Consider the following 19,593-nt stretch of genomic DNA (forward strand, 5'->3'; position numbering starts at 1 on the left):
CCTCACTTTTTATAAGTGAGGGATGCAACTAGATGTTGAGTGTGAATGCGTCTGCATCTAAGTGTGCAGGAAATCGCTCTCTAAATTGGGCTAACTTGTCATGCTTTAGAGTGACAACACATACACCTTGGTTGTCATCATTAACCTGACAGATTGGCTGCCCAAGGTAATCATACGCTGCTGTACCGCCTGAATGTGCCACGCCGTTACCATCGTCACCAATACGATTACATGCTAACACATAGCATTGGTTTTCTATCGCCCGAGCAATTAATAGCTGATCCCACGCATAACGCCTAGCTGCTGGCCAGTTCGCCACGTTTATCATCACATCGTAATCATTTAAACTGCGCTGAAATACAGGAAAACGCAGGTCATAACAGACCTGAGGTAGGACCTTAAAGCCGTTGACTGTGAATATTTTTCTTTGTGTGCCAGCGACTACGTGTGCTCCTTCGTTCCCTAAGCAAAAAAGGTGGCGCTTATCGTAAAACTCATAATGTCCATTCGGCCAGACCCAATAAAAGCGGTTTGCTTTTTTATCCGCTTGTTGTACCAACACCGAGCCTGCCACCACCGTATTTAAACGTGCTGCAGTGCACTTCATCCATGTAAAGATCGGTCCTTCTTCTGGCTCAGCCACATCAAGGTTTATCGCGAACCCAGTAGCAAACGTTTCCGGCAAGACCAGCAAATCGATTGACTCATCCAACGTCAAAAGCGCATCAAGATTAACTAGGTTTTGTGTCACTTGGCACCAGTGTATATCGCTTTGAACCAATGCAACTTTTAAGCTACTTGCTATAACTGACATAACTTCTCCGCGGCTTTCAATAACGTTTCAGTATGCTTGGCAAAACATAAACGGATAATTTTATCACCCGGTGGGGTCTCATAGAAAACACTTAACGGAATGGCTGCAACCCCCATCTCTTTGACCAAGTATTCACAAAATGCCACATCATCAAGCTGTGAAATCGCTGAATAGTCCAATAATAAGAAGTACGTTCCTTCACTGGCTAACACTTTAAAACGGCTGCCCTGAAGTGCCTCAACCAATACATCACGTTTTTGTTGATAAAACATAGCAAGTTCATCAACATGTTCGCCATGTTCACGCAGCATATCGGTCAGTGCAAACTGCGCTGGCGTAAAACTTGAAAATGTCACGTATTGGTGAACCTTACGAAACTCTTCGCTTAGCTTGGCTGGTGCGACACAATAGCCCATTTTCCAACCAGTACAATGAAAAGTCTTACCGAAACTGGAGATCACAAAACTACGTTCAAACAATTCTTTATCCGCCAATGCACTTAAATGTGGCTGGCCATCAAACGTGATGTGCTCATACACTTCATCACTGATAAGCAATAAATCGTGCTCAATCAGCAACGACTTCAGCGCGGTGATATCTTTATTAGTCAAGATCTTCGCGCTGGGATTGTGCGGTGTATTGATAATAATGGCGCGCGTTTTAGTAGTCACCTTACTCGATACAAGCTGCCAATCGATACGGTAATCTGGCGAGCGAAGCGCAATATGCACCGCTTTACCACCAGCTAACTCTATCGCTGGTGCATAGCTGTCATATGCAGGGTCAAAAATGATGATTTCATCTCCCTGATGGGTAATTGCCTGTATTGCCACAAACAGCGCTTCTGTCGCGCCACTGGTCACTGTCACCATGGTATCTGGGTCGAGAGTGTGCGCGTAACGTCGCTGTACTAAACTGGCAATCTGCGCTTGTAGACCTGCAATACCAGATGAAGGTGCGTATTGATTCAAGCCAGAAGCGGCATAATGCGCTAACTGTTTTTTAAGAAAGTCTGGCGCATCAAACTCAGGAAATCCTTGAGATAAGTTAATCGCCTGATACTGGTTTGCCAGTGCGCTCATTTGGCTAAAAATACTGGTGCCTAGGTGTGGTAATTTACTTTCCAATGTCCTTCTCTCTTTGATGATGGTGCAAAACTAAAAGCAGTGTTATGATTACACGAATAGATGTATAGCCGTCTAAATATTTTTTATTTCTTCGCCAGAACAAGGTAACACAGGATGAACAATGATGCTGCTAAATCAGCACTAATTGAAACGGGTAAATGGGTAAGTCAACGCGGATGGGTGCCTGCAACCGGTGGTAACTTTTCTATCAAAACGCAACACGGATTTGTCGTCACCGCCAGTGGCTATGACAAAGGCCATCTAACGTGTGAACATTTCTTGGAGCTAGATACGGATGGAAAAGTCATATCAGGTCAGGGAAAACCTTCCGCTGAAACCGCCCTGCATTTGAAGCTATATCAACTCGTACCTAAAACTGAGTGCGTATTACATACCCACTCTGTCGCTGCAACTGTGCTATCTCGATTTGAAACAGGTCAGGTACTGACCATCAACGGCTACGAAATGCAAAAGTCTTTGTCGGGAATACACAGCCATCACACACCGTTGAAAGTTGCGATATTCGATAACGACCAAGACATTGAAAGACTTGCCGGGTGTGTTGCCGAGTATCATCAGCACAGCCCTATTCACCACGCAGTGCTGATCCGAGGGCATGGATTATATGCTCTGGGTAGCAGCGTAAACGAAACACGCCGCCATATCGAAGGGCTAGAGTTTTTATTCGCCTGTGAACTGGAAAGAATTAAGTTGGAGTCAACAAAATGATAAAGGCCATTGTGACGGATATTGAGGGAACGATTACACGTATTTCATTCGTCAAGGAGGTATTGTTTCCATACGCTGTAAAGCACCTCGAACACTTTGTAAGAACACATCAGCAACGCGAAGAGGTAAGTGCGCAAATCCATGCAGTTCGCAACGAATTAGATAACCCTGATGCCAGCATTGATGAAGTTATAGCCGCATTGTTAGGGTGGATAAAAGCAGATAAAAAAGTGACACCATTGAAGCAATTACAGGGTTATATTTGGCAATCAGGTTATGAAGAAGGCGACTTTACTGGCCACCTCTACCCCGATGCTTACGAGTTTCTGTGCGCACAAAAGGCCAATGGCGTTGCTTTGTACGTTTATTCTTCTGGCTCGGTGAAAGCACAACAGCTGCTGTTTGCCCACTCTGACTTTGGCGATATACGCCATTTGTTTAGCGACTATTTCGACACCAGAGTTGGCGCAAAGCAACAACCACAATCTTATCAAGCCATATTAGCTCAGCTTCCTTATCCACCTGAGAAGATCTTATTCTTGAGCGATGTTGTTGCGGAGCTGGATGCAGCTAAAGCGGCGGGTATGAAAACACTACAACTTTGGCGCGATGCTCAGCCACAAAGCGAGCATCACCCTGTCATTGAAAACTTTAATCAATTTGAGGCGAGCAAACTATGAGCCATCTCCAGGTTTTTTTAGACAAGCAACCTGATACAGCACAGCTCAGTACCGCGGATGCCACACTCATTCAACAACACCTAGAAGCGGTAGGTGTGAGCTTTGAGCAGTGGCAAGCCTCACAGGCTATTGTCGACGATATGAGTGAAGCGGATATCAAGCAAGCTTACCAGCAGGACATTACGCGCGTGCAAGCGGGTGGTGGCTACCAAACTGTCGACGTTATATCGCTTGCCAAAGGCAATCCGAATGCAGCACAACTCAGAGAAAAGTTTTTATTTGAACACACCCACAGCGAAGATGAAGTAAGGTTTTTCGTTAAGGGGCAAGGCTTATTTTGTCTGCATATAGCGGATAAAGTTTATCAGGTACTGTGTCAACAAGGTGACTTGATCTCTGTGCCCGCCAACACTGCACACTGGTTTGATATGGGCAGTGACCCCGAGTTTACTGCCATTCGCTTTTTCAACAATGAAGCGGGATGGGTCGCACAAAGCACAGAATCTGACATTGCCAAGCACTTTCCCACCTTAGATTAACAGTCTTAAAAAAGGCGACTCATGGTCGCCTTTTTGCTATTAAAGTTTTAGATTTTTATTTAAGAAAGTCAGCACTGTGTCGTAATATTCTTGACGATGCTGGGCTTTATAAAATCCATGCCCTTCACTTTCTAACAACATGTATTCGTAGGGATGCTCTGCCTCTTTCAATGCTTCTATCAAAGATTCTGCTTGTTCGATTGGCGCTCGTTTATCCTCACCACCATGCACAATCAAGACCTTGGCCTTGAGCTTATCGGCATTGTAGCTAGGTGAAAACGCTTTATGTACCTTAGGATCGCTGCCAAGCACTTGCGTCAAATAAGTGCGTCCCGTTTCATGCTCAGAAATATCACCTTCTTCAAACATCAGTGGTAGGTCATATACGCCAACAACACCTATCGCACATTTAAATAACTCTGGAGCCAAAATAGAGCTTTGTAACGCAGAATAACCACCAAAGCTGGCGCCCATAATACACATATTCTCTGGATTGACGTAGCCTTGTTCAACGACGTACTTAGTCCCATCGATGATATCAAACTGAATTTCGCGACCCCATTTTTGATGTCCGGCTCGTTCAAACGATTTGCCATAGCCACCCGAGCCTCTAAAGTTTACCGTCAATACGGCGATTCCTCGGCTGGCCAGCAGTTGTGTATCCGCGTTAAAGCCCCAAAAATCACGCGGGCCATGTGGACCACCGTGAGGCATCACCACGAGCGGTAAATTTTTCGTAGCTTTACCCTTTGGCAAGGTTAAATAGCCATGAATTGTCATACCATCACGAGCCTTGAATGAAATTGGTTTCGTTGCTGACATCTCTTGCGGTTTGATCCACCCTCGCTCTGAGAATAGGAACTTTAGACTTTTCTCTTTCTCACTATACAAATAATATTGTCCCGGATCGATATCACTGTATGCATACACCACACTGTGTTTGCCGTCTCTACTAGAGCTGAAGATATGCACTTGTGAATTCGGTAAAGCGGCCAATAACGACTTGAGTTTAATACTGCTTTTTGAATCACCATCAATAAACGCGTAGCTGGGATACCCAGCTTCTAGCTCAACGGCGTAAACCTCTTTACTAGAAGGGTCGACCCAAACAGAGGTTGGCGATACCACATCATCTTGAAATACTAAGCTGGTTTTGCCTGTCGCTAAATCAAGTTTATACAAGCCTTCTGGTTGACCATTTTCGCTAGCGCTAAGAAATACGTCTTTTCCTGACGCACTAAACGCTACAGGTATAATGTTACGTAACGCGTTGTTTTCAAGTTTTAAAGGTTGCCACTCTCCGCCCTCAGGAGCGCGTACAAAGAATTCAAAGTCCACGTAGTTTTCAGTAGAAGAGACAACTCGTACATTGCCCTGTCTATCTGTTAAAAACCAGCCGCTTTTATGTGGTGAACCTGCAACTCGCTTTCTATACCCAGTATTGACATTCACCTCATAGACAACGGTTTTTGGTTCTTTAACATTATTCCATGGGCGGGTCACAATCAGGATGTGATCCTCATCATGCTCCAAAGGGTCCAGAATAAAAGAAGTTCCGTACAAAGGAGTAGCCTTACGCACCGCCGATCCGGTTTGCATTTCTCCTTTGTAGCCAACAAGATAGCGCTTTCTACTACCATCAGCGTTCATCGCGAATAGCTCACCATAGTATTTAGGAAAAGACTGCCACCCCCTGAGATACTGCTTTTCCATAACTAAACGATCATCGCCAGACCATTCATAGCGGCCCACTTGCGCATTTTCACTAAAGTTGACGCCGCTGATAATTTTGCTCTTTTTTATATCCAATACATACAGATTATTCTTGCCGTCTACTTTTGAGATAAAAGCCAAATATTTACCATCAGGTGATATTTTTACATTCCGGTAGGCAAAGTCTTTACTGAAGTGCTCAATGGGGATAAGCGGTGATGCTTGTGCCACACTTAGCCCATTCCAGATCATTAAGCACACAAACAGTTTAAAAATTTTATTCACGTCATCCCTTTCAGTAATTGTTAATTTTTGGTGATTGTACCTTTATTTGAAAATGCCAGCCAGCACATCTTGCTGCGAATATACCCCACTATTTAACACCCAACCTGTTACAAGATTGGCAGGCGTCACATCAAACGCGGGGTTGTACACCTTCGCTTTACTCGGTGCCCACTGACACGCACCAAAACTGCCACTTACGCCGATAACTTCTTGCGAGTCTCGTTGCTCAATTGGAATGGCTTCGCCATGTGGGCAAGTCCTATCTAAGGTTGTCTCGGGCGCAACTACATAAAATGGGATCTGATGATATTTTGCTAACACCGCCAAGTTATAGGTTCCCACTTTATTGGCAAAATCACCGTTGGCTGCGATGCGGTCTGCGCCAACAAAAATCTTGTTTACTTGTCTAGCGCGCATCAAACTGGCCGCCATGTTGTCGCAAATCAGTGTGTAAGGTATCTCCCATTGCGCCAGCTCATACGCAGTCAATCGGCCTCCTTGTAATAAAGGTCGAGTCTCATCAACCCAGACGTGAATGTGCTTTTGCTGTTGATGTGCCTTGTAGATCGCCCCCAAAGCGGTGCCAATTCCCGCGGTGGCAAGCGCTCCGGTGTTACAATGGGTGAGAATATTATCTCCTGGATTCACCAAATCGGCCCCAAGGGTTGCCATCGCCTCACACAGCGCCACGTCCTCATTGAATAACTGCTCTGCCATACCAACGAGTGCACTTACATAGTCTTCTTGCACTAACGCGATACGCATTTTAGCCATGCAATACATCAGATTAACCGCGGTCGGTCGGGTCGCTTCTAAGTCATCAATAGCCTTGGCTAAGCATTCTTTGCTATCGCCCTGCTCGGCTAAATGCGCCACCAATAAAGTCGCCGCCAAGCCAATTAACGGTGCGCCGCGCACTTTAAGAGACAAAATAAGTGATTGCATTTGCTTAACACTGGTACAAACGTGCCAATGCTCTTGATGTGGAAGCAAGTATTGATCTAACACCGATAACTCGTTGTTTGTGTATTTTAAACTGCGCGCAAGTAAGGTCTGCATAACTATTCTCGAACAAAACAAGTGTGACTATTTTACGCTTTTAGATTGAGAAGTATAGACATCTAAACAGATAAAAGCATAGAATGCTGGAAGTGTATTTCTATTAAAGGCCGCATATCATGGTTGACTACACCGCTTTCGATAGCGCTCAGGCACTTGAATATGTAAAAAACCAGACCAACTTTTTCGCACCAGAGGCTGAACTTACATGTTACGAGTTTGGTGATGGCAACCTGAATCTCGTATTCAGAGTTCACGATGAGCAGAGCAATAGCGTGATCTTAAAGCAAGCACTGCCATATGCGCGCTGTGTTGGCGAATCATGGCCACTGACGTTAGAGCGTGCTCGCATTGAAGCCAGCGTGCTTGTCAGGCATGGCGAAGTATGTCCGCAAACTACAGTCAAAGTGCTACATCGAAATGATGCACTCGCTATCACTGTGCTAGAAGATTTAGGGCACATGCAAATTTTGCGTGCACAGCTATGTGAAGGCCACACCTATGCAAATTTGGCCACTGATGTTGCCGATTACTTAGCAAAGACTAGTTTTTATCACAGTGACTTCTATCTGCCCCCAGCACAAAAGAAGGCCCTAGTGACAGAGTTCACAAACCCTGAGCTTTGTGCAATTACGGAAGATTTGTTTTTTGACGATCCCTATCGCTACAGCGAACGCAACAATTATCCAGATGAGCTACAACCGCAAGTCACTGCGTTACAAAACAATCAGGCTGTGAAACTGGCCGTAGCTGAACTTAAAGCCAAGTTTCTAAGCTCTGCACAAAGTTTGCTCCATGGAGATGTGCACACTGGCAGTATTTTTGTCGATCAAACCAACACCAAGCTGATTGACCCTGAGTTCGGTTTTTTTGGGCCCATTGGGTTTGACTTGGGTTCATTTATTGGCAACCTGCTGCTCAATTATTGTGCTCAGCACAAACGAATTACAGAGTTACCAAAGCGAAGAGATCTTCATGCATATCTGCTAAACACCATCCAAACCTGTGTTGCCCAGTTTGAGCAGACTTGGTTGCACCTTGCAAAAACTCAAAGCCAAGATCTGTCATTGCAAGCCGAAGGCTACGCAGAACGCTTTATCAATCAGGTGTTACGCGATGCCTATGGTTTTTGCGGTACGGAATTGATCCGCCGTACCATAGGTTTGGCACATGTTGCTGATATTGAGGATATTGAAAATCCAGTTGCGAGACTGGAGGTGCAAAAACAAGCACTCTTGTTGGGTGAACAATTAATCTTACAAGCGCCACATTGCAACACCAAGGAGGACTTGTCGCAGCTATTGATTAGCTTATTGTTATAAGCTTCAAACTCTGTGTAAAAAAGCAGCCCGAAGGCTGCTTTTTAATTGTTAGTGCCGAGCTGTGTCAGTGTACGCTCAATATATCGGTTGATTTGTTCTTCCAAAACATACAGTGGAATTGAGCCGTGGCGTAGCACCTGATAATGAAATTCTCTCAAATCGAAGTGCTCACCTAGCTTTTGCTCTGCATCTGCACGTAATCGTTTAATCGTCAGCTCACCAATTTTGTATGATAAAGCCTGAGCTGGCCAAGAAATGTAGCGGTCTGTTTCGGTTTTCACATTGTGCAAAGACAGCGCGGTGTTATCACGCATAAAGTTCATTGCCTTTTCACGGCTCCAACCGTACATGTGCATACCTGTATCAACAACCAAACGCGCAGCACGCCACATTTCATAGGTCAAACGGCCAAAGTTACTGTATGGGTCTTGATAAAACCCAACCTCTAACCCTAGGTACTCTGAGTAAAGTCCCCATCCCTCACCGAATGCAGAAATATATTCATTGCGTCGATATCTCGGTAAATGGTCCATTTCTTCATTTAAAGCAATTTGCAAATGATGACCGGGTACAGCCTCATGTAGCGTAAGCGCTTCGAGCACGTACAATGGACGCTTATCTAGGGCATAAGTATTTACCCAATAATAACCCGCTTCTAAATCGTTGCTGGCTGGGTAATAGCGTCCAGTTGTGTATTTTGGTGCAATACTCGCAGGTACCGGAGCGACGCCATACGGACGTCTTGGTAAGGTGTGGAAGAGCTTAGGTAATTGGGCATCAATACGCTTTGAGATAAAGGTTGCTTCTTTTAACAACTGCTCTGGTGTGGTGGCATAAAACTGGGGATCCGTTCTAAGAAACTGTGTAAATTCGGCGAACGTACCTTTAAAACCGACTTCTTTAATGATCGCTTCCATTTCGCCGCGAATTCTAGCTACTTCTTGCAAACCAAGTTGATGGATCTGCTCTACCGTCATATCTGTTGTGGTGTAATGTGCAGCACGGTTCTCATAGTACGCTTGACCGTCTGGTAAATCCTTAACCGCAATGGTATCGCGTGCAGCAGGGAGGTACTGTTCGGTGAAAAACTTAAGGTAGCTTTGGTAGGCTGGCATTACCTTCTCTTTTATCACAGTCTTAGCTCTGGCTTGTAGCTTGGCAAATTGTATTTCAGAGAGTCTGGCACTATTGGTTTTAAAAGGTGAATAAAATGCCGACTGAGTCACATCATCAAAAATAAACCCACTAATTGAGCTTTCATAGCCTTGAAGAACCACTTTGGGTAATACACGTCCCGTTGCTATGCCCTTTCGCATCCAGGCTATGTTTTGTTCAAAAAAGCGTGGAATATCATCCAACCGAGACAAATACAATTCGAAGCCACTGGCATGACTAAAATCATTTGATCCAATTGCTTCTATGGCAACTCTAGAATGGAAGCCACCTTCTGAGGTCAGCGGCATATAGTGCTTTTTAAAGCGGTACTCATCGACTTTATTTTGTATTTGTGCGCGTAAAATTGTCAGGTTGATCTGATTCTCGTCGTTGAGCTGTGATTCAGGTATGTTGTCTAAGCGTGACAAAAACGCCTGACGGCGACGATACTGATCCGCTAAAGCATCCTCGCTCAAATTAGGTAGATAATAAGCCATATCCAATGATTGATTTTTATACGGCTCTATTTGCTTGGTATATAATTCCACCTCTTGTGCAAGCTTTGTAAATTCACTATCCGCAGATTTTGGTGTGAGTTTACAACCAACTAACAAAGCACTGAGCAATACTGAGCTTAACAATAACGCAAAGTTTTTAACCACTTTCTTTTCCTACTCTGGGGCATTTCTAACGACTCTAACCGAGCCTATACACTCACTGCAAATAAAAGAGTTCAATCCCTTAAATTGCAATATGGAGAAATAGCAGGCAAACTAAGAAAAATTGCTGATAAAAAAATCAAACAGTCGCATAATTTTAACTTTTCTATTTCAAATATGCGCTTTTTGCTTTTTAATACCCGTTGCACCCAGTACTTTGATTAGTACTATAGCGGTGAGACATAACCCAGCCTGATAGGGGGTAGTCGTTCAACTCAACAGATAGTTCTATTATTGCGGTAAATGAAATGATGTTCCATGACTCCATGGCTAATGCACAAGAAAAGATGACACAGGTTTGCCTGTTTTTAGAGCAGTATCATTTGCCACCTACGCCTATGAACTATCACGTCGCATACACCTATATCAGTAAGTGTGATACAGCGCTCAATAAAGCGCTTGACGATGCAATCAACAACAAGAAAACCATCGATAGCATTTATATCGAAAACTTGTACTTTGAATACTTAAACCCAGGCCACAAAACCGAAACCGAGTTATTACAAAATGTCGATGGTGTTCTCACCAACCTATCAAAAACAACACACGAGTCGCATAAACAAATTTCCAGTTTTGCGCAATCTATCAGTACCTGTATACAAACCCTCGATGAAGGTAATGTCGCAAAGAGTCGCAAAGCGATAGTACAACTCAGCCAGACCACAGAAGATCTACTGCAACAACATCAAGTGTTTAAAGCACAGATGAAAAAAGCCCGTTTAATGTACGTAAAATCTCAACAACAGCTACAGCAACTGCGTAGACAGCATATTATTGACCCTCAAACAGGGCTTTATAAGCGTCACTATTTAAACCAGCAAACGCAAGCTTGGATGGCAAAAGACAAATCAATTTGTGCGATTGCCATTCAAATCACAAACCTTGATGACTTTACTCAGCAATACGGGGACCTTGTTGGCGATGTGGTCCTAAATCGAGTCGCCAAAAAAGTACAAAAATATGTGTTTGAAAGTGGACTGCCCGGACGTACCCGCAAACAGGAATTTACCGTTCTATTGGCCGATATTGAGCCAAGTACGGCTAATGTGATCGCTGAAAAAATCAAAAAAGGAGTCGACAGACTCAAGTTTGTCAGCACAAAAGGTAATAAAGAGTTGCCAAAGATTGAGCTTGCGTTGGGTATAACCAAACGATATCAAGAGCAAAGTTTCGACGAACTAGCACACAAAGCGCATTTAGCGGCACACAAAGCACATCTTTGTGGACAAACAAGCTTCATTGCCCCTTAATCCAAGCATCATCACGATTTTGTTGGATAAATCAGCCAAATTCTACTGCGTATAAATTGCACCTGAGTCACGCAATCAAGTACACTAGGGCATAACTTTGCTTAACCGCCCATTCAGAGATGCACCATGAAAGAGTCGCAACAAAACACCACAGATTTCGGTTATAAAACGGTCGCCCGAGAAGAAAAAGCTTCAATGGTGGCGGATGTATTTCATTCCGTAGCTGCCAAGTACGACATTATGAATGACCTGATGTCGTTCGGCATTCATCGCCTGTGGAAACGTCAAGCCATCGCTTGTTCTGGCGTTCGCAAGGGTCATACAGTATTAGATCTCGCCGGTGGTACAGGTGATTTAACCGCTAAGTTTAGCCAACTTGTGGGAGATACCGGCCGCGTAATTCTGGGTGATATTAATGACTCCATGCTAAAAGTTGGCCGCGATAAATTGCGTGATCTTGGGCTGGTAAGCAACATCGAATATGTGCAAATGAACGCGGAAGCTTTGCCTTTTCCAGATAATAGCATTGACGTAATCACCATTGCATTCGGACTACGTAACGTCACAGATAAAGACGCCGCGCTCAGGTCAATGTATCGCATATTGAAACCAGGCGGTCGCTTACTGATACTAGAGTTCTCAAAAACTGACAGTGAAGCCCTGTCAAAGATCTATGATTTCTACTCATTTAACCTACTACCGACTATGGGCAAATTGGTAGCCAACGATAGTGAATCATACCGCTATCTAGCGGAGTCAATCCGTATGCACCCAGATCAAGAAACGTTGAAAGGCATGATGGAAACAGCAGGCTTTGAACAAACCAGCTATCAGAATATGACCGGCGGTATTGTAGCACTTCATCGCGGTTTTAAATACTAGAGGGTGGCATGATCAACACGCTGTTGACGGCGACTGCCGAACACATACTCAACACCATTTTGAGTTTGGAGCCTAGCGTGCAGGCTTCACTGAGCAAGGTACAGCATCAGGTGTTGGCTGTTGAAGTTCGTGACTGGCAACAAACCATTGCAGTCACCTTCACAGGTCACAGCTTTATGGTGTTTAACAATTACCAAGAGCACATTGACTGCCACATCAGCGCCAGTATTGACACGTTGTCACAACTGAAAGACCCAAGCCAGCTCACCCGTTTGATAAGACAGGGTGAACTTGATCTAGAAGGCAATTTGCACTTAGCTCAAGCTTATAGCCAAATATTCAGTGAACTCGACATCGACTGGGCAGAGCACTTGTCAAAATATGTAGGGGACGGACCTGCACAGCTATTGGTGCAACAGCTACGCCAAGCAAAACAACGCACTAAACAACTAGATGGGGTACTTAAAACGACCACCGCTGGGCTATTTCAAGATGAGCTGAAAGTCGCCATTCACCCGCTGGAAATGGCACAATTTAAAGCACATACCCGCGAACTCAAACAACATGCTGCTGTGCTTGAGCAGCGTATTAACCAACTGCTAGCTCGCTAAGGAAACCAGTTTGGCCATCGCTCGTTTATACCAAATCACACATACATTACTCAGCTACGGGCTTGATGACTTTATCCCAGAGAATAAACGTCCGTGGTTTGCCCGTATCGCACGAGGCAGTTTGTTTTGGATCCGCAATAAACATCAAGATAAAAGTATTGGCGAGCGACTGAGACTTGCATTGCAGACCCTTGGCCCAGTGTGGGTTAAATTTGGACAGATGCTGTCAACCCGCCGAGATCTGTTACCGCTTGATGTGGCTGAAGAGTTGGCGCTGTTACAAGATAAGGTCGCGCCATTCGACGGCGCCCAAGCACAACGACTGATAGAACAAGCATTACAGCTAGGTGACATCAGTGAGCAGTTTTCTCAGTTCGAACAAATACCACTTGCCTCAGCCTCAATCGCGCAAGTTCATACCGCCACACTGCTGGATAATGAACAAGAAAAAGAAGTGGTAATTAAAGTCATACGACCTGGGATTGAACAACAAATTCAAGCCGATTTAGCCTTGATGGCACAATTTGCCCGCTTACTGGTTAAGCTGTTTAAACCCAGCCGACGCTTACGCCCTGTTGAAGTGGTGAAAGAATACAAAAAAACCCTGCTTGATGAACTAGATCTCATGCGTGAGGCCGCCAATGCGATTCAGCTAAAACGCAATTTTACTGACTCTGAATCCTTATATATTCCAGAAGTTTACAGCGACCATTCACGTACCAATGTACTCGTGATGGAACGCATTTATGGGATACCTGTGTCTGACACAGAAGCCTTGTTAAAGCAAGGCACTAACATGAAGTTATTGGCCGAGCGTGGTGTAGAAGTATTCTTTACGCAAGTGTTCAGAGACAGCTTTTTCCATGCGGACATGCACCCTGGAAATATTTTTGTATCTCGTAATAATCCGCACAACCCTCAATATATCGGTATCGACTGCGGCATTGTAGGTACACTCAATAAAGATGACAAGCGCTACCTTGCTGAGAACTTTATTGCCTTTTTTAATCGTGATTACCGCCAAGTGGCACAGCTACATGTGGACTCTGGTTGGGTGCCACCTGACACCTGCGTTGAAGAGTTTGAGTTTGCCATCCGCACGGTGTGTGAACCCATTTTTAACAAGCCACTTGCCGAAATTTCATTTGGTCATGTGTTGGTGAACCTGTTTAACACAGCTCGGCGTTTTAACATGGAAGTGCAACCACAGCTGGTATTGTTGCAAAAAACCTTGTTGTATGTTGAAGGCCTAGGCCGCCAGCTCTACCCACAATTAGATTTATGGCAAACAGCTAAGCCCTTTTTAGAACACTGGGTTAAAGAGCAGGTAGGGCCATTATCTGTACTTAAGAAAATGTACGCTAATCTCCCTTTTTGGGCTGAAAAAATGCCTGAAATACCTGACTTGATTTATCACAACCTTAAACAAAACAATCGTCAATTAAATACGCCTACAACAAAAGATAACAGTAAACCAATACTGCTAGGTATGTTGGCATGCACCTTACTCATTTGTGCCAGCCTGACCTATCTCGCTGAGGATTGGTTGCTAAGCGGACTCACTCTATCCTCAAGCTTTGCCTTATTTGTCGGCGCATGGCGCAAAATAGGGTGATATTTTACACACTGGGCGTATAATCACTAATCATTCAACTTATCTACTATAAATGGAGTCATCATGGGTTTAGGTGGGATCAGTATTTGGCAGCTATTAATAATCCTAGCCATCATTGTTCTACTGTTTGGAACAAAGAAATTGCGTGGTATTGGCAGTGACTTAGGTGGTGCCGTGAAAGGTTTTAAGAAGGCAATGTCTGACGAAGATAAGTCAGCAGCCCAGTTAACCGAGCAAAAGAAGCAAGACGCGAATAGCCCAGCAGAACAAGATAAGAAAGATAAGGCGTAACAAATGGGCATGTGGGAGCTTGTGGTCGTACTGGTCGTCGGCCTAATTGTTTTAGGTCCTGAGCGCCTGCCCGTCGCCATTCGCACTGTCAGTCGTTGGATCAACACCATAAAATCGGTTGCTAACTCGGTGAAGGCCGAGGTCAATGAAGAGTTACGTGTACATGAGTTGCACAACAACTTAAAAAAGGCCGAGCAACAAAATATGCAGGATTTACCCGACGACGTAAAACACTCTGTCGATGAGTTAAAAAAAGCGGCCGAGTCAGTGAAACACAGCTACAAAAATGTATCTGAACCGTCAAACAAAACCGATTAACGTGCAAGAAGTAAAAGAGTAACCAATGTCACAAGCCCATCAAAGCGGTTTTATTAGCCATTTAATTGAGCTTAGAAACCGTGTCATGAAAGCGCTGTTGAGTATTTTACTCATCTTTATCGCTTTAGTGTATTTTGCCAACGACATTTATAGCTTTGTTGCCTCACCTTTGGTGTCTAGCTTACCCGAAAACAGCACGATGATCGCAACAGATGTCACCGCGCCGTTTTTTGCGCCTTTTAAGCTAACACTCTTTGTTGCATTATTTGCTGCAATCCCCATGATTTTGCATCAGGTCTGGAGTTTTATTGCGCCTGGCCTATACCAACATGAAAAGCGAATGCTCATCCCTGTTTTGTTCTCCAGCATTGTACTGTTTTATGCTGGTATCGCTTTTTGCTACTTCGTAGTACTACCAATTGTATTGGGGTTTTTCACCAGTGTAGGGCCAGATATGATGACCCTGTCACCGGATATAAGCAGTTACCTCAGCTTTGCTCTCAAACTATTTTTTGCATTCGGCGTTGCCTTTGAGATACCGGTTGCCATTATGTTGTTGTGTTGGAGTGGTGCAACATCTACACAAAGCTTGAAAGAAAAGCGCCCTTATATGGTCGTGGGTGCATTTGTTGTGGCTATGTTTCTCACCCCGCCGGACGTGTTATCACAAACCTTATTGGCCATCCCTATGCTAATGTTATTTGAACTAGGGTTACTCTTAGCCAAGTTGTATACCAAAGCGCCAAGTGAAAAAGAAGCGAATGAGTGATAAGCCAATGGAACACATACTGGTGAACTAATAGATGACGATACAATACACCGATGCGGGCGTGAACTTAACCAGTCATCAGTTCGAACAAGATTGTGACGACATCGTTGCACGCGCAAAGCTCGCTGGCGTGACCGATATGTTACTCATAGGAGCTGATGTTGCACAGTCAAAACAAAGCCTAGAACTTGCCAAGCGTTATGGGTTTGTCAGTACGGCAGGTGTCCACCCTCATGACGCCAAAAGCGTTGGTGATGATTACTTACAACAATTAAGTACACTACTCTGTGAGCCCGAGGTTGTTGCCGTTGGGGAATGCGGACTTGATTTCAACCGCGATTTCTCTCCTCGTCCACAGCAACAAGCTGTTTTGAATGAACAACTTAACCTGGCACAGCAATTAAACAAACCTGTGTATCTACACGAACGAGATGCCTTCAGTGCCATGCAAGCACAACTTGAACGTGTTACCGTAAAAGGCGTATTACACTGTTTCACCGGAGATGCCCAAGCGCTCTCTTTTTACCTTAATTATGGTTTGATGATTGGTGTAACAGGCTGGGTGTGTGATGAGCGCCGAGGTGCGCAACTACAAGCTTTGGTACCGCATATCCCAGATGATCGCTTGCTAGTTGAAACAGATGCTCCTTATCTAATTCCTCGAACATTACAACCTAAGCCTAAATCAAGGCGCAATGAGCCTGCATTTATTAGTGCTGTTGTACAACACATCGCACAGTTAAGAGGACAAAGCGCAGAACATGTCGCCGCCTGCTGTCAGGCTAACTTTACACGCTTATTCTCAATCGGGGATGAGTCACCATGATCCGCTTTATTACTGTGCTATTTTGCCTGTTTATGGCCTTATCGGGCACTGCGTTTGAAGTACCTGAGAACTTTAATAAACATCTCTCATTACCATTTGCGTACACACAAAATAACAGTGAAAACCTAGCAGAGTTACAACAAAGCACACCATTATGGCAGCCCGTTCCCAGTGGCTTTTTACAGCTAAGCCACACCATGCAAACTATCTGGCTTAGAGTTCCCCTAAGTAACACTTCAGATTTGGAACTCCCTCTGTTACTGAGCATCCATAACAATCAGCTGGATGAGGTAAGTGCATTTGTACCACAACAAAACCGCTCGATTCTCGTGCCTGCATCACCTAATCAATTTGCTAACGAGCAGCGCCCTATCTTACACGAGGCCCAACTTGTGCCTTTGAAAATACCGCCCCAGCAGCATACTGTGATATACATACGCATTAAGAACAGTGAGCAAACGTATTTACCGCTGAGCCTGTGGCATCCGATTGAATACCTAAAATACACCAGTAAGTTCAATTTGCTATACGGCATTTTGGCGGGTTTGATACTCGCCATGGTACTCACCAATGCAGCGATGTACTCGTTTACCCGCAAGCGCTACTTCTTGTATGGCGGGTTAACCATTGCCGCGATTTGGTTGCTCAACGTACACTTGTATGGATTTAGTCATCGTTATATTTATGGCCAGTGGCTCTGGCTACAACAATATGGCCAGACTTTATTTATGTTGCTGTCCACTTGGCTTTTTATCCCGTTGTTAAAAACCACGCTCGTGCCTAAATCTGCTGTACGACTCCAGCGAGCACTGAATATTCTGTTTCAACTGAGCATCATCATCGCAGCCGGATTATCGTTTTTCCCGCACCGTATTGCTTTACCCATTGCATTTGCTTACTGTTTTGCATTGGCAATCTCCTATATTTGGATAGCAGTCTCAGCTTGGCAACGTGATGCCTTCTCTCACAAAACCCATTTGTTACTGTTCTTTTTGCTATTCATGGTATTGAGCTACCAATGTGCCTTCGAGCTCAGCCTACTTTCTGGTGCCGTACTCGATAGGCCATTAACCTATGTCTGTTACCTGCTTATCAGCCTTGCTATCAGCTACGCACTGGCCAGACGTTATATCCAAGACCGTGATGATAAAATCAAGCAACAACAAGAGCGGCTGGCACAAACTCGAGCAGAAGATGCTTTGCTAAAAGAGCGAATTCACCTTCAAGCACAAGCTCAAGAAGCATTGGAGAGCAGTATAGATGAACGTACCTTCGAACTTGAAGTCACCTTACGAGAGCTCGAAGAGAAAAATCGCGAGTTAGAAAAGCTGAATATGGAAGATGCCCTGACTAAAGTCAAAAACCGTCGCTACTTTGACAAAAGAGTTTTGATGGAGGTGAGACGTTCCCGCCGTGAACAAACCACCCTCAGTGTAGTGATGCTGGATATTGACCATTTCAAACAAATCAACGACAACTATGGTCACGTAGTCGGCGATCAGGCTATTTGTGCGGTGGCAAAAATGATAGAGCAACATCTCAAGCGCCCCTCTGATGAAGTATTCAGATATGGTGGCGAGGAGTTTGTGTTGCTGCTACCTAATACTCAAGAGCAAGGAGCCGTAGCGCTTGCTGAAGAGATCCGTAAAAGTTTGAGCCAAGCTCAATTTGATTTTGGCACCGCTCAACTGACCATGACACTCAGTGCGGGCATCTACTGCGCTATTGCCAACGATAGTAAAAACCCAACCATCTTTACCGATTTAGCCGATAAAGCCTTGTATCAAGCGAAACAACAAGGGCGAAATCGGGTAATTGCCTATAAATAATTTAGGAGAACATTGTGGCTCAATCTGGATTAGATTTATTCCCTTACACGCGAATGCGCCGAATGCGTCGCGACGACTTTTCAAGACGCCTGATGAGTGAAAACCAGCTCACTGTCAACGACCTTATTTTCCCCGTTTTTGTGTTAGAAGGTAAAAATCGACGTGAAGCCATTGAGTCAATGCCTGGTATTGAACGTTTATCAATTGACTTGTTACTTGAAGAAGCCGCACAACTTGTGGCCTTGGGCGTGCCTGCAATAGCCATATTTCCTGTTACCCCTGCCGACAAAAAGTCTCTAGAGGCTGAAGAGGCGTATAATCCTGAGGGACTTGCACAGCGTACCGTTAGAGCGCTAAAAGAAGCGCATCCGCAGTTAGGGGTCATCACCGATGTGGCACTCGACCCATTTACCATACATGGACAGGACGGCATTATTGATGAAGCAGGCTATGTGATCAACGACGTAACAACTGAAGTTTTAATCAAGCAAGCTCTGTCTCATGCCGAAGCCGGTGCCGATGTTGTCGCGCCTTCAGATATGATGGATGGCCGTATTGGCGCCATTCGTGAGGCGCTTGAAGCAGAGGGCCATATTCATACGCGCATTATGGCTTATTCGGCCAAATATGCATCTAGCTATTATGGCCCGTTTAGAGATGCTGTAGGCTCAGCTGGTAACTTAAAAGGTGCTGATAAAAAGACTTATCAAATGGACCCAGCTAACTCCGATGAAGCATTGAGGGAAGTTGCCCTGGACCTGCAAGAAGGTGCAGATATGGTGATGGTTAAACCTGGGATGCCTTATCTTGACATCGTACGCCGCGTAAAAGATGAGTTTCAGGTTCCGACTTTTGCCTACCAGGTTAGTGGCGAGTATGCCATGCACCGTGCAGCAATTGACAATGGTTGGCTTGCAGAGCAGCCGTGTATCATGGAATCATTATTAGCATTTAAGCGTGCAGGAGCCGATGGCATTCTCACTTACTTTGCTAAACAAGCTGCTATCTGGCTTAATGAAAAATCATAGTAAACGGCTTAATTTACAGTGATAAAAAAAAT

General features: G+C 44.6%; 19 protein-coding genes. 14 read left to right on the forward strand and 5 right to left on the reverse strand.

All coding sequences use genetic code 11. From position 1 onward, the window contains the following. Nucleotides 1-28: 28 nt before the first annotated feature. Both L1070_RS13005 and L1070_RS13010 read right to left on the reverse strand, forming a co-directional pair. Nucleotides 29-814, reverse strand: coding sequence for an amidohydrolase (locus tag L1070_RS13005; RefSeq protein WP_237125844.1), 786 nt, complete (start codon nucleotides 812-814; stop codon nucleotides 29-31). Beyond that, nucleotides 802-1,941 carry a methionine aminotransferase gene (locus L1070_RS13010; RefSeq protein ID WP_275423282.1) on the reverse strand — a complete coding sequence of 380 codons (1,140 nt, stop codon included), beginning with the start codon at nucleotides 1,939-1,941 and terminating at the stop codon, nucleotides 802-804. The genes L1070_RS13005 and L1070_RS13010 overlap by 13 nt, the downstream gene beginning before the upstream one ends. 114 nt (nucleotides 1,942-2,055) lie before the next feature. Between L1070_RS13010 and L1070_RS13015 the strand changes: the two genes are divergently transcribed. From L1070_RS13015 to L1070_RS13025, 3 genes are read left to right on the forward strand one after another with little or no spacing between them, the layout of a single operon-like run. Next, on the forward strand, nucleotides 2,056-2,670 hold the full coding sequence (locus L1070_RS13015) for a methylthioribulose 1-phosphate dehydratase (RefSeq protein WP_237125845.1): 615 nt from the start codon (nucleotides 2,056-2,058) through the stop codon (nucleotides 2,668-2,670). Beyond that, the gene (gene mtnC / locus L1070_RS13020) at nucleotides 2,667-3,350 is read left to right on the forward strand and encodes an acireductone synthase (protein ID WP_237125846.1); all 684 of its coding nucleotides are present in this window, start codon (nucleotides 2,667-2,669) and stop codon (nucleotides 3,348-3,350) included. The genes L1070_RS13015 and mtnC overlap by 4 nt, the downstream gene beginning before the upstream one ends. Next, on the forward strand, nucleotides 3,347-3,889 hold the full coding sequence (locus L1070_RS13025) for an acireductone dioxygenase (RefSeq protein WP_237125847.1): 543 nt from the start codon (nucleotides 3,347-3,349) through the stop codon (nucleotides 3,887-3,889). The genes mtnC and L1070_RS13025 overlap by 4 nt, the downstream gene beginning before the upstream one ends. Before the next feature lie 39 nt (nucleotides 3,890-3,928). Here L1070_RS13025 and L1070_RS13030 read toward each other — a convergent pair whose 3' ends face one another. Continuing rightward, a complete protein-coding gene (locus L1070_RS13030; RefSeq protein ID WP_237125848.1) occupies nucleotides 3,929-5,887 on the reverse strand; it encodes a prolyl oligopeptidase family serine peptidase in 1,959 nt (652 codons plus the stop codon). Nucleotides 5,888-5,929: 42 nt separating this feature from the next. Then, nucleotides 5,930-6,946: an S-methyl-5-thioribose-1-phosphate isomerase gene (gene mtnA, locus L1070_RS13035; protein ID WP_070982829.1), complete on the reverse strand. Its 1,017-nt coding sequence runs from the start codon at nucleotides 6,944-6,946 to the stop codon at nucleotides 5,930-5,932. Nucleotides 6,947-7,065: 119 nt separating this feature from the next. On the opposite strand from mtnA, the gene mtnK reads away from it, so the two are divergent. Then, nucleotides 7,066-8,268, forward strand: coding sequence for an S-methyl-5-thioribose kinase (gene mtnK, locus L1070_RS13040; protein WP_237125849.1), 1,203 nt, complete (start codon nucleotides 7,066-7,068; stop codon nucleotides 8,266-8,268). Between the two features lie 41 nt (nucleotides 8,269-8,309). Here the strand turns inward: mtnK and L1070_RS13045 are convergent, their stop codons facing one another. Next, a complete protein-coding gene (locus L1070_RS13045; protein ID WP_237125850.1) occupies nucleotides 8,310-10,085 on the reverse strand; it encodes a DUF885 family protein in 1,776 nt (591 codons plus the stop codon). Nucleotides 10,086-10,390: 305 nt separating this feature from the next. On the opposite strand from L1070_RS13045, the gene L1070_RS13050 reads away from it, so the two are divergent. From L1070_RS13050 to hemB, 10 genes are all read left to right on the forward strand, one after another. Beyond that, on the forward strand, nucleotides 10,391-11,392 hold the full coding sequence (locus L1070_RS13050; protein WP_237125851.1) for a diguanylate cyclase: 1,002 nt from the start codon (nucleotides 10,391-10,393) through the stop codon (nucleotides 11,390-11,392). Between the two features lie 126 nt (nucleotides 11,393-11,518). Next, a complete protein-coding gene (gene ubiE, locus L1070_RS13055; protein WP_070982833.1) occupies nucleotides 11,519-12,274 on the forward strand; it encodes a bifunctional demethylmenaquinone methyltransferase/2-methoxy-6-polyprenyl-1,4-benzoquinol methylase UbiE in 756 nt (251 codons plus the stop codon). 8 nt (nucleotides 12,275-12,282) lie between these two features. Next, nucleotides 12,283-12,885, forward strand: a complete 603-nt coding sequence (locus tag L1070_RS13060) for an SCP2 sterol-binding domain-containing protein (protein WP_070982834.1) — start codon at nucleotides 12,283-12,285, stop codon at nucleotides 12,883-12,885. A 10-nt stretch (nucleotides 12,886-12,895) separates the two neighbouring features. After that, the gene (gene ubiB / locus L1070_RS13065; protein WP_237125852.1) at nucleotides 12,896-14,500 is read left to right on the forward strand and encodes a ubiquinone biosynthesis regulatory protein kinase UbiB; all 1,605 of its coding nucleotides are present in this window, start codon (nucleotides 12,896-12,898) and stop codon (nucleotides 14,498-14,500) included. A 63-nt stretch (nucleotides 14,501-14,563) separates the two neighbouring features. Next, complete coding sequence (tatA, locus tag L1070_RS13070; RefSeq protein WP_070982836.1) at nucleotides 14,564-14,791, forward strand: Sec-independent protein translocase subunit TatA; 228 nt, start codon at nucleotides 14,564-14,566, stop codon at nucleotides 14,789-14,791. A 3-nt stretch (nucleotides 14,792-14,794) separates the two neighbouring features. Continuing rightward, a complete protein-coding gene (gene tatB / locus L1070_RS13075) occupies nucleotides 14,795-15,109 on the forward strand; it encodes a Sec-independent protein translocase protein TatB (protein WP_070982837.1) in 315 nt (104 codons plus the stop codon). A 25-nt stretch (nucleotides 15,110-15,134) separates the two neighbouring features. Further along, nucleotides 15,135-15,878: a twin-arginine translocase subunit TatC gene (gene tatC / locus L1070_RS13080; protein WP_070982838.1), complete on the forward strand. Its 744-nt coding sequence runs from the start codon at nucleotides 15,135-15,137 to the stop codon at nucleotides 15,876-15,878. 34 nt (nucleotides 15,879-15,912) lie between these two features. Further along, entirely contained in the window at nucleotides 15,913-16,704 is a 792-nt protein-coding gene (locus tag L1070_RS13085; protein WP_237125853.1) for a TatD family hydrolase, read from the forward strand. Then, nucleotides 16,701-18,533, forward strand: coding sequence for a diguanylate cyclase (locus tag L1070_RS13090; RefSeq protein ID WP_237125854.1), 1,833 nt, complete (start codon nucleotides 16,701-16,703; stop codon nucleotides 18,531-18,533). The genes L1070_RS13085 and L1070_RS13090 overlap by 4 nt, the downstream gene beginning before the upstream one ends. A 14-nt stretch (nucleotides 18,534-18,547) precedes the next feature. Beyond that, nucleotides 18,548-19,561, forward strand: coding sequence for a porphobilinogen synthase (hemB, locus tag L1070_RS13095; RefSeq protein WP_237125855.1), 1,014 nt, complete (start codon nucleotides 18,548-18,550; stop codon nucleotides 19,559-19,561). Nucleotides 19,562-19,593 lie beyond the last annotated feature (32 nt).

The organism is Pseudoalteromonas sp. MMG022 (assembly GCF_021654245.1).
Classification (GTDB): domain Bacteria; phylum Pseudomonadota; class Gammaproteobacteria; order Enterobacterales; family Alteromonadaceae; genus Pseudoalteromonas; species Pseudoalteromonas amylolytica.

Excerpts from the sequence above, each read along its gene's own strand:
- L1070_RS13025 (WP_237125847.1), top strand. The coding sequence starts at position 3,347 with ATGAGCCATCTCCAGGTTTTTTTAGACAAGCAACCTGATACAGCACAG.
- tatB (WP_070982837.1), top strand. The coding sequence starts at position 14,795 with ATGGGCATGTGGGAGCTTGTGGTCGTACTGGTCGTCGGCCTAATTGTT.
- L1070_RS13005 (WP_237125844.1), bottom strand. The coding sequence starts at position 814 with ATGTCAGTTATAGCAAGTAGCTTAAAAGTTGCATTGGTTCAAAGCGAT.
- mtnA (WP_070982829.1), bottom strand. The coding sequence starts at position 6,946 with ATGCAGACCTTACTTGCGCGCAGTTTAAAATACACAAACAACGAGTTA.
- L1070_RS13050 (WP_237125851.1), top strand. The coding sequence starts at position 10,391 with ATGATGTTCCATGACTCCATGGCTAATGCACAAGAAAAGATGACACAG.
- tatC (WP_070982838.1), top strand. The coding sequence starts at position 15,135 with ATGTCACAAGCCCATCAAAGCGGTTTTATTAGCCATTTAATTGAGCTT.
- tatA (WP_070982836.1), top strand. The coding sequence starts at position 14,564 with ATGGGTTTAGGTGGGATCAGTATTTGGCAGCTATTAATAATCCTAGCC.
- mtnC (WP_237125846.1), top strand. The coding sequence starts at position 2,667 with ATGATAAAGGCCATTGTGACGGATATTGAGGGAACGATTACACGTATT.
- L1070_RS13015 (WP_237125845.1), top strand. The coding sequence starts at position 2,056 with ATGAACAATGATGCTGCTAAATCAGCACTAATTGAAACGGGTAAATGG.
- L1070_RS13085 (WP_237125853.1), top strand. The coding sequence starts at position 15,913 with ATGACGATACAATACACCGATGCGGGCGTGAACTTAACCAGTCATCAG.
- L1070_RS13060 (WP_070982834.1), top strand. The coding sequence starts at position 12,283 with ATGATCAACACGCTGTTGACGGCGACTGCCGAACACATACTCAACACC.
- L1070_RS13090 (WP_237125854.1), top strand. The coding sequence starts at position 16,701 with ATGATCCGCTTTATTACTGTGCTATTTTGCCTGTTTATGGCCTTATCG.
- mtnK (WP_237125849.1), top strand. The coding sequence starts at position 7,066 with ATGGTTGACTACACCGCTTTCGATAGCGCTCAGGCACTTGAATATGTA.
- ubiE (WP_070982833.1), top strand. The coding sequence starts at position 11,519 with ATGAAAGAGTCGCAACAAAACACCACAGATTTCGGTTATAAAACGGTC.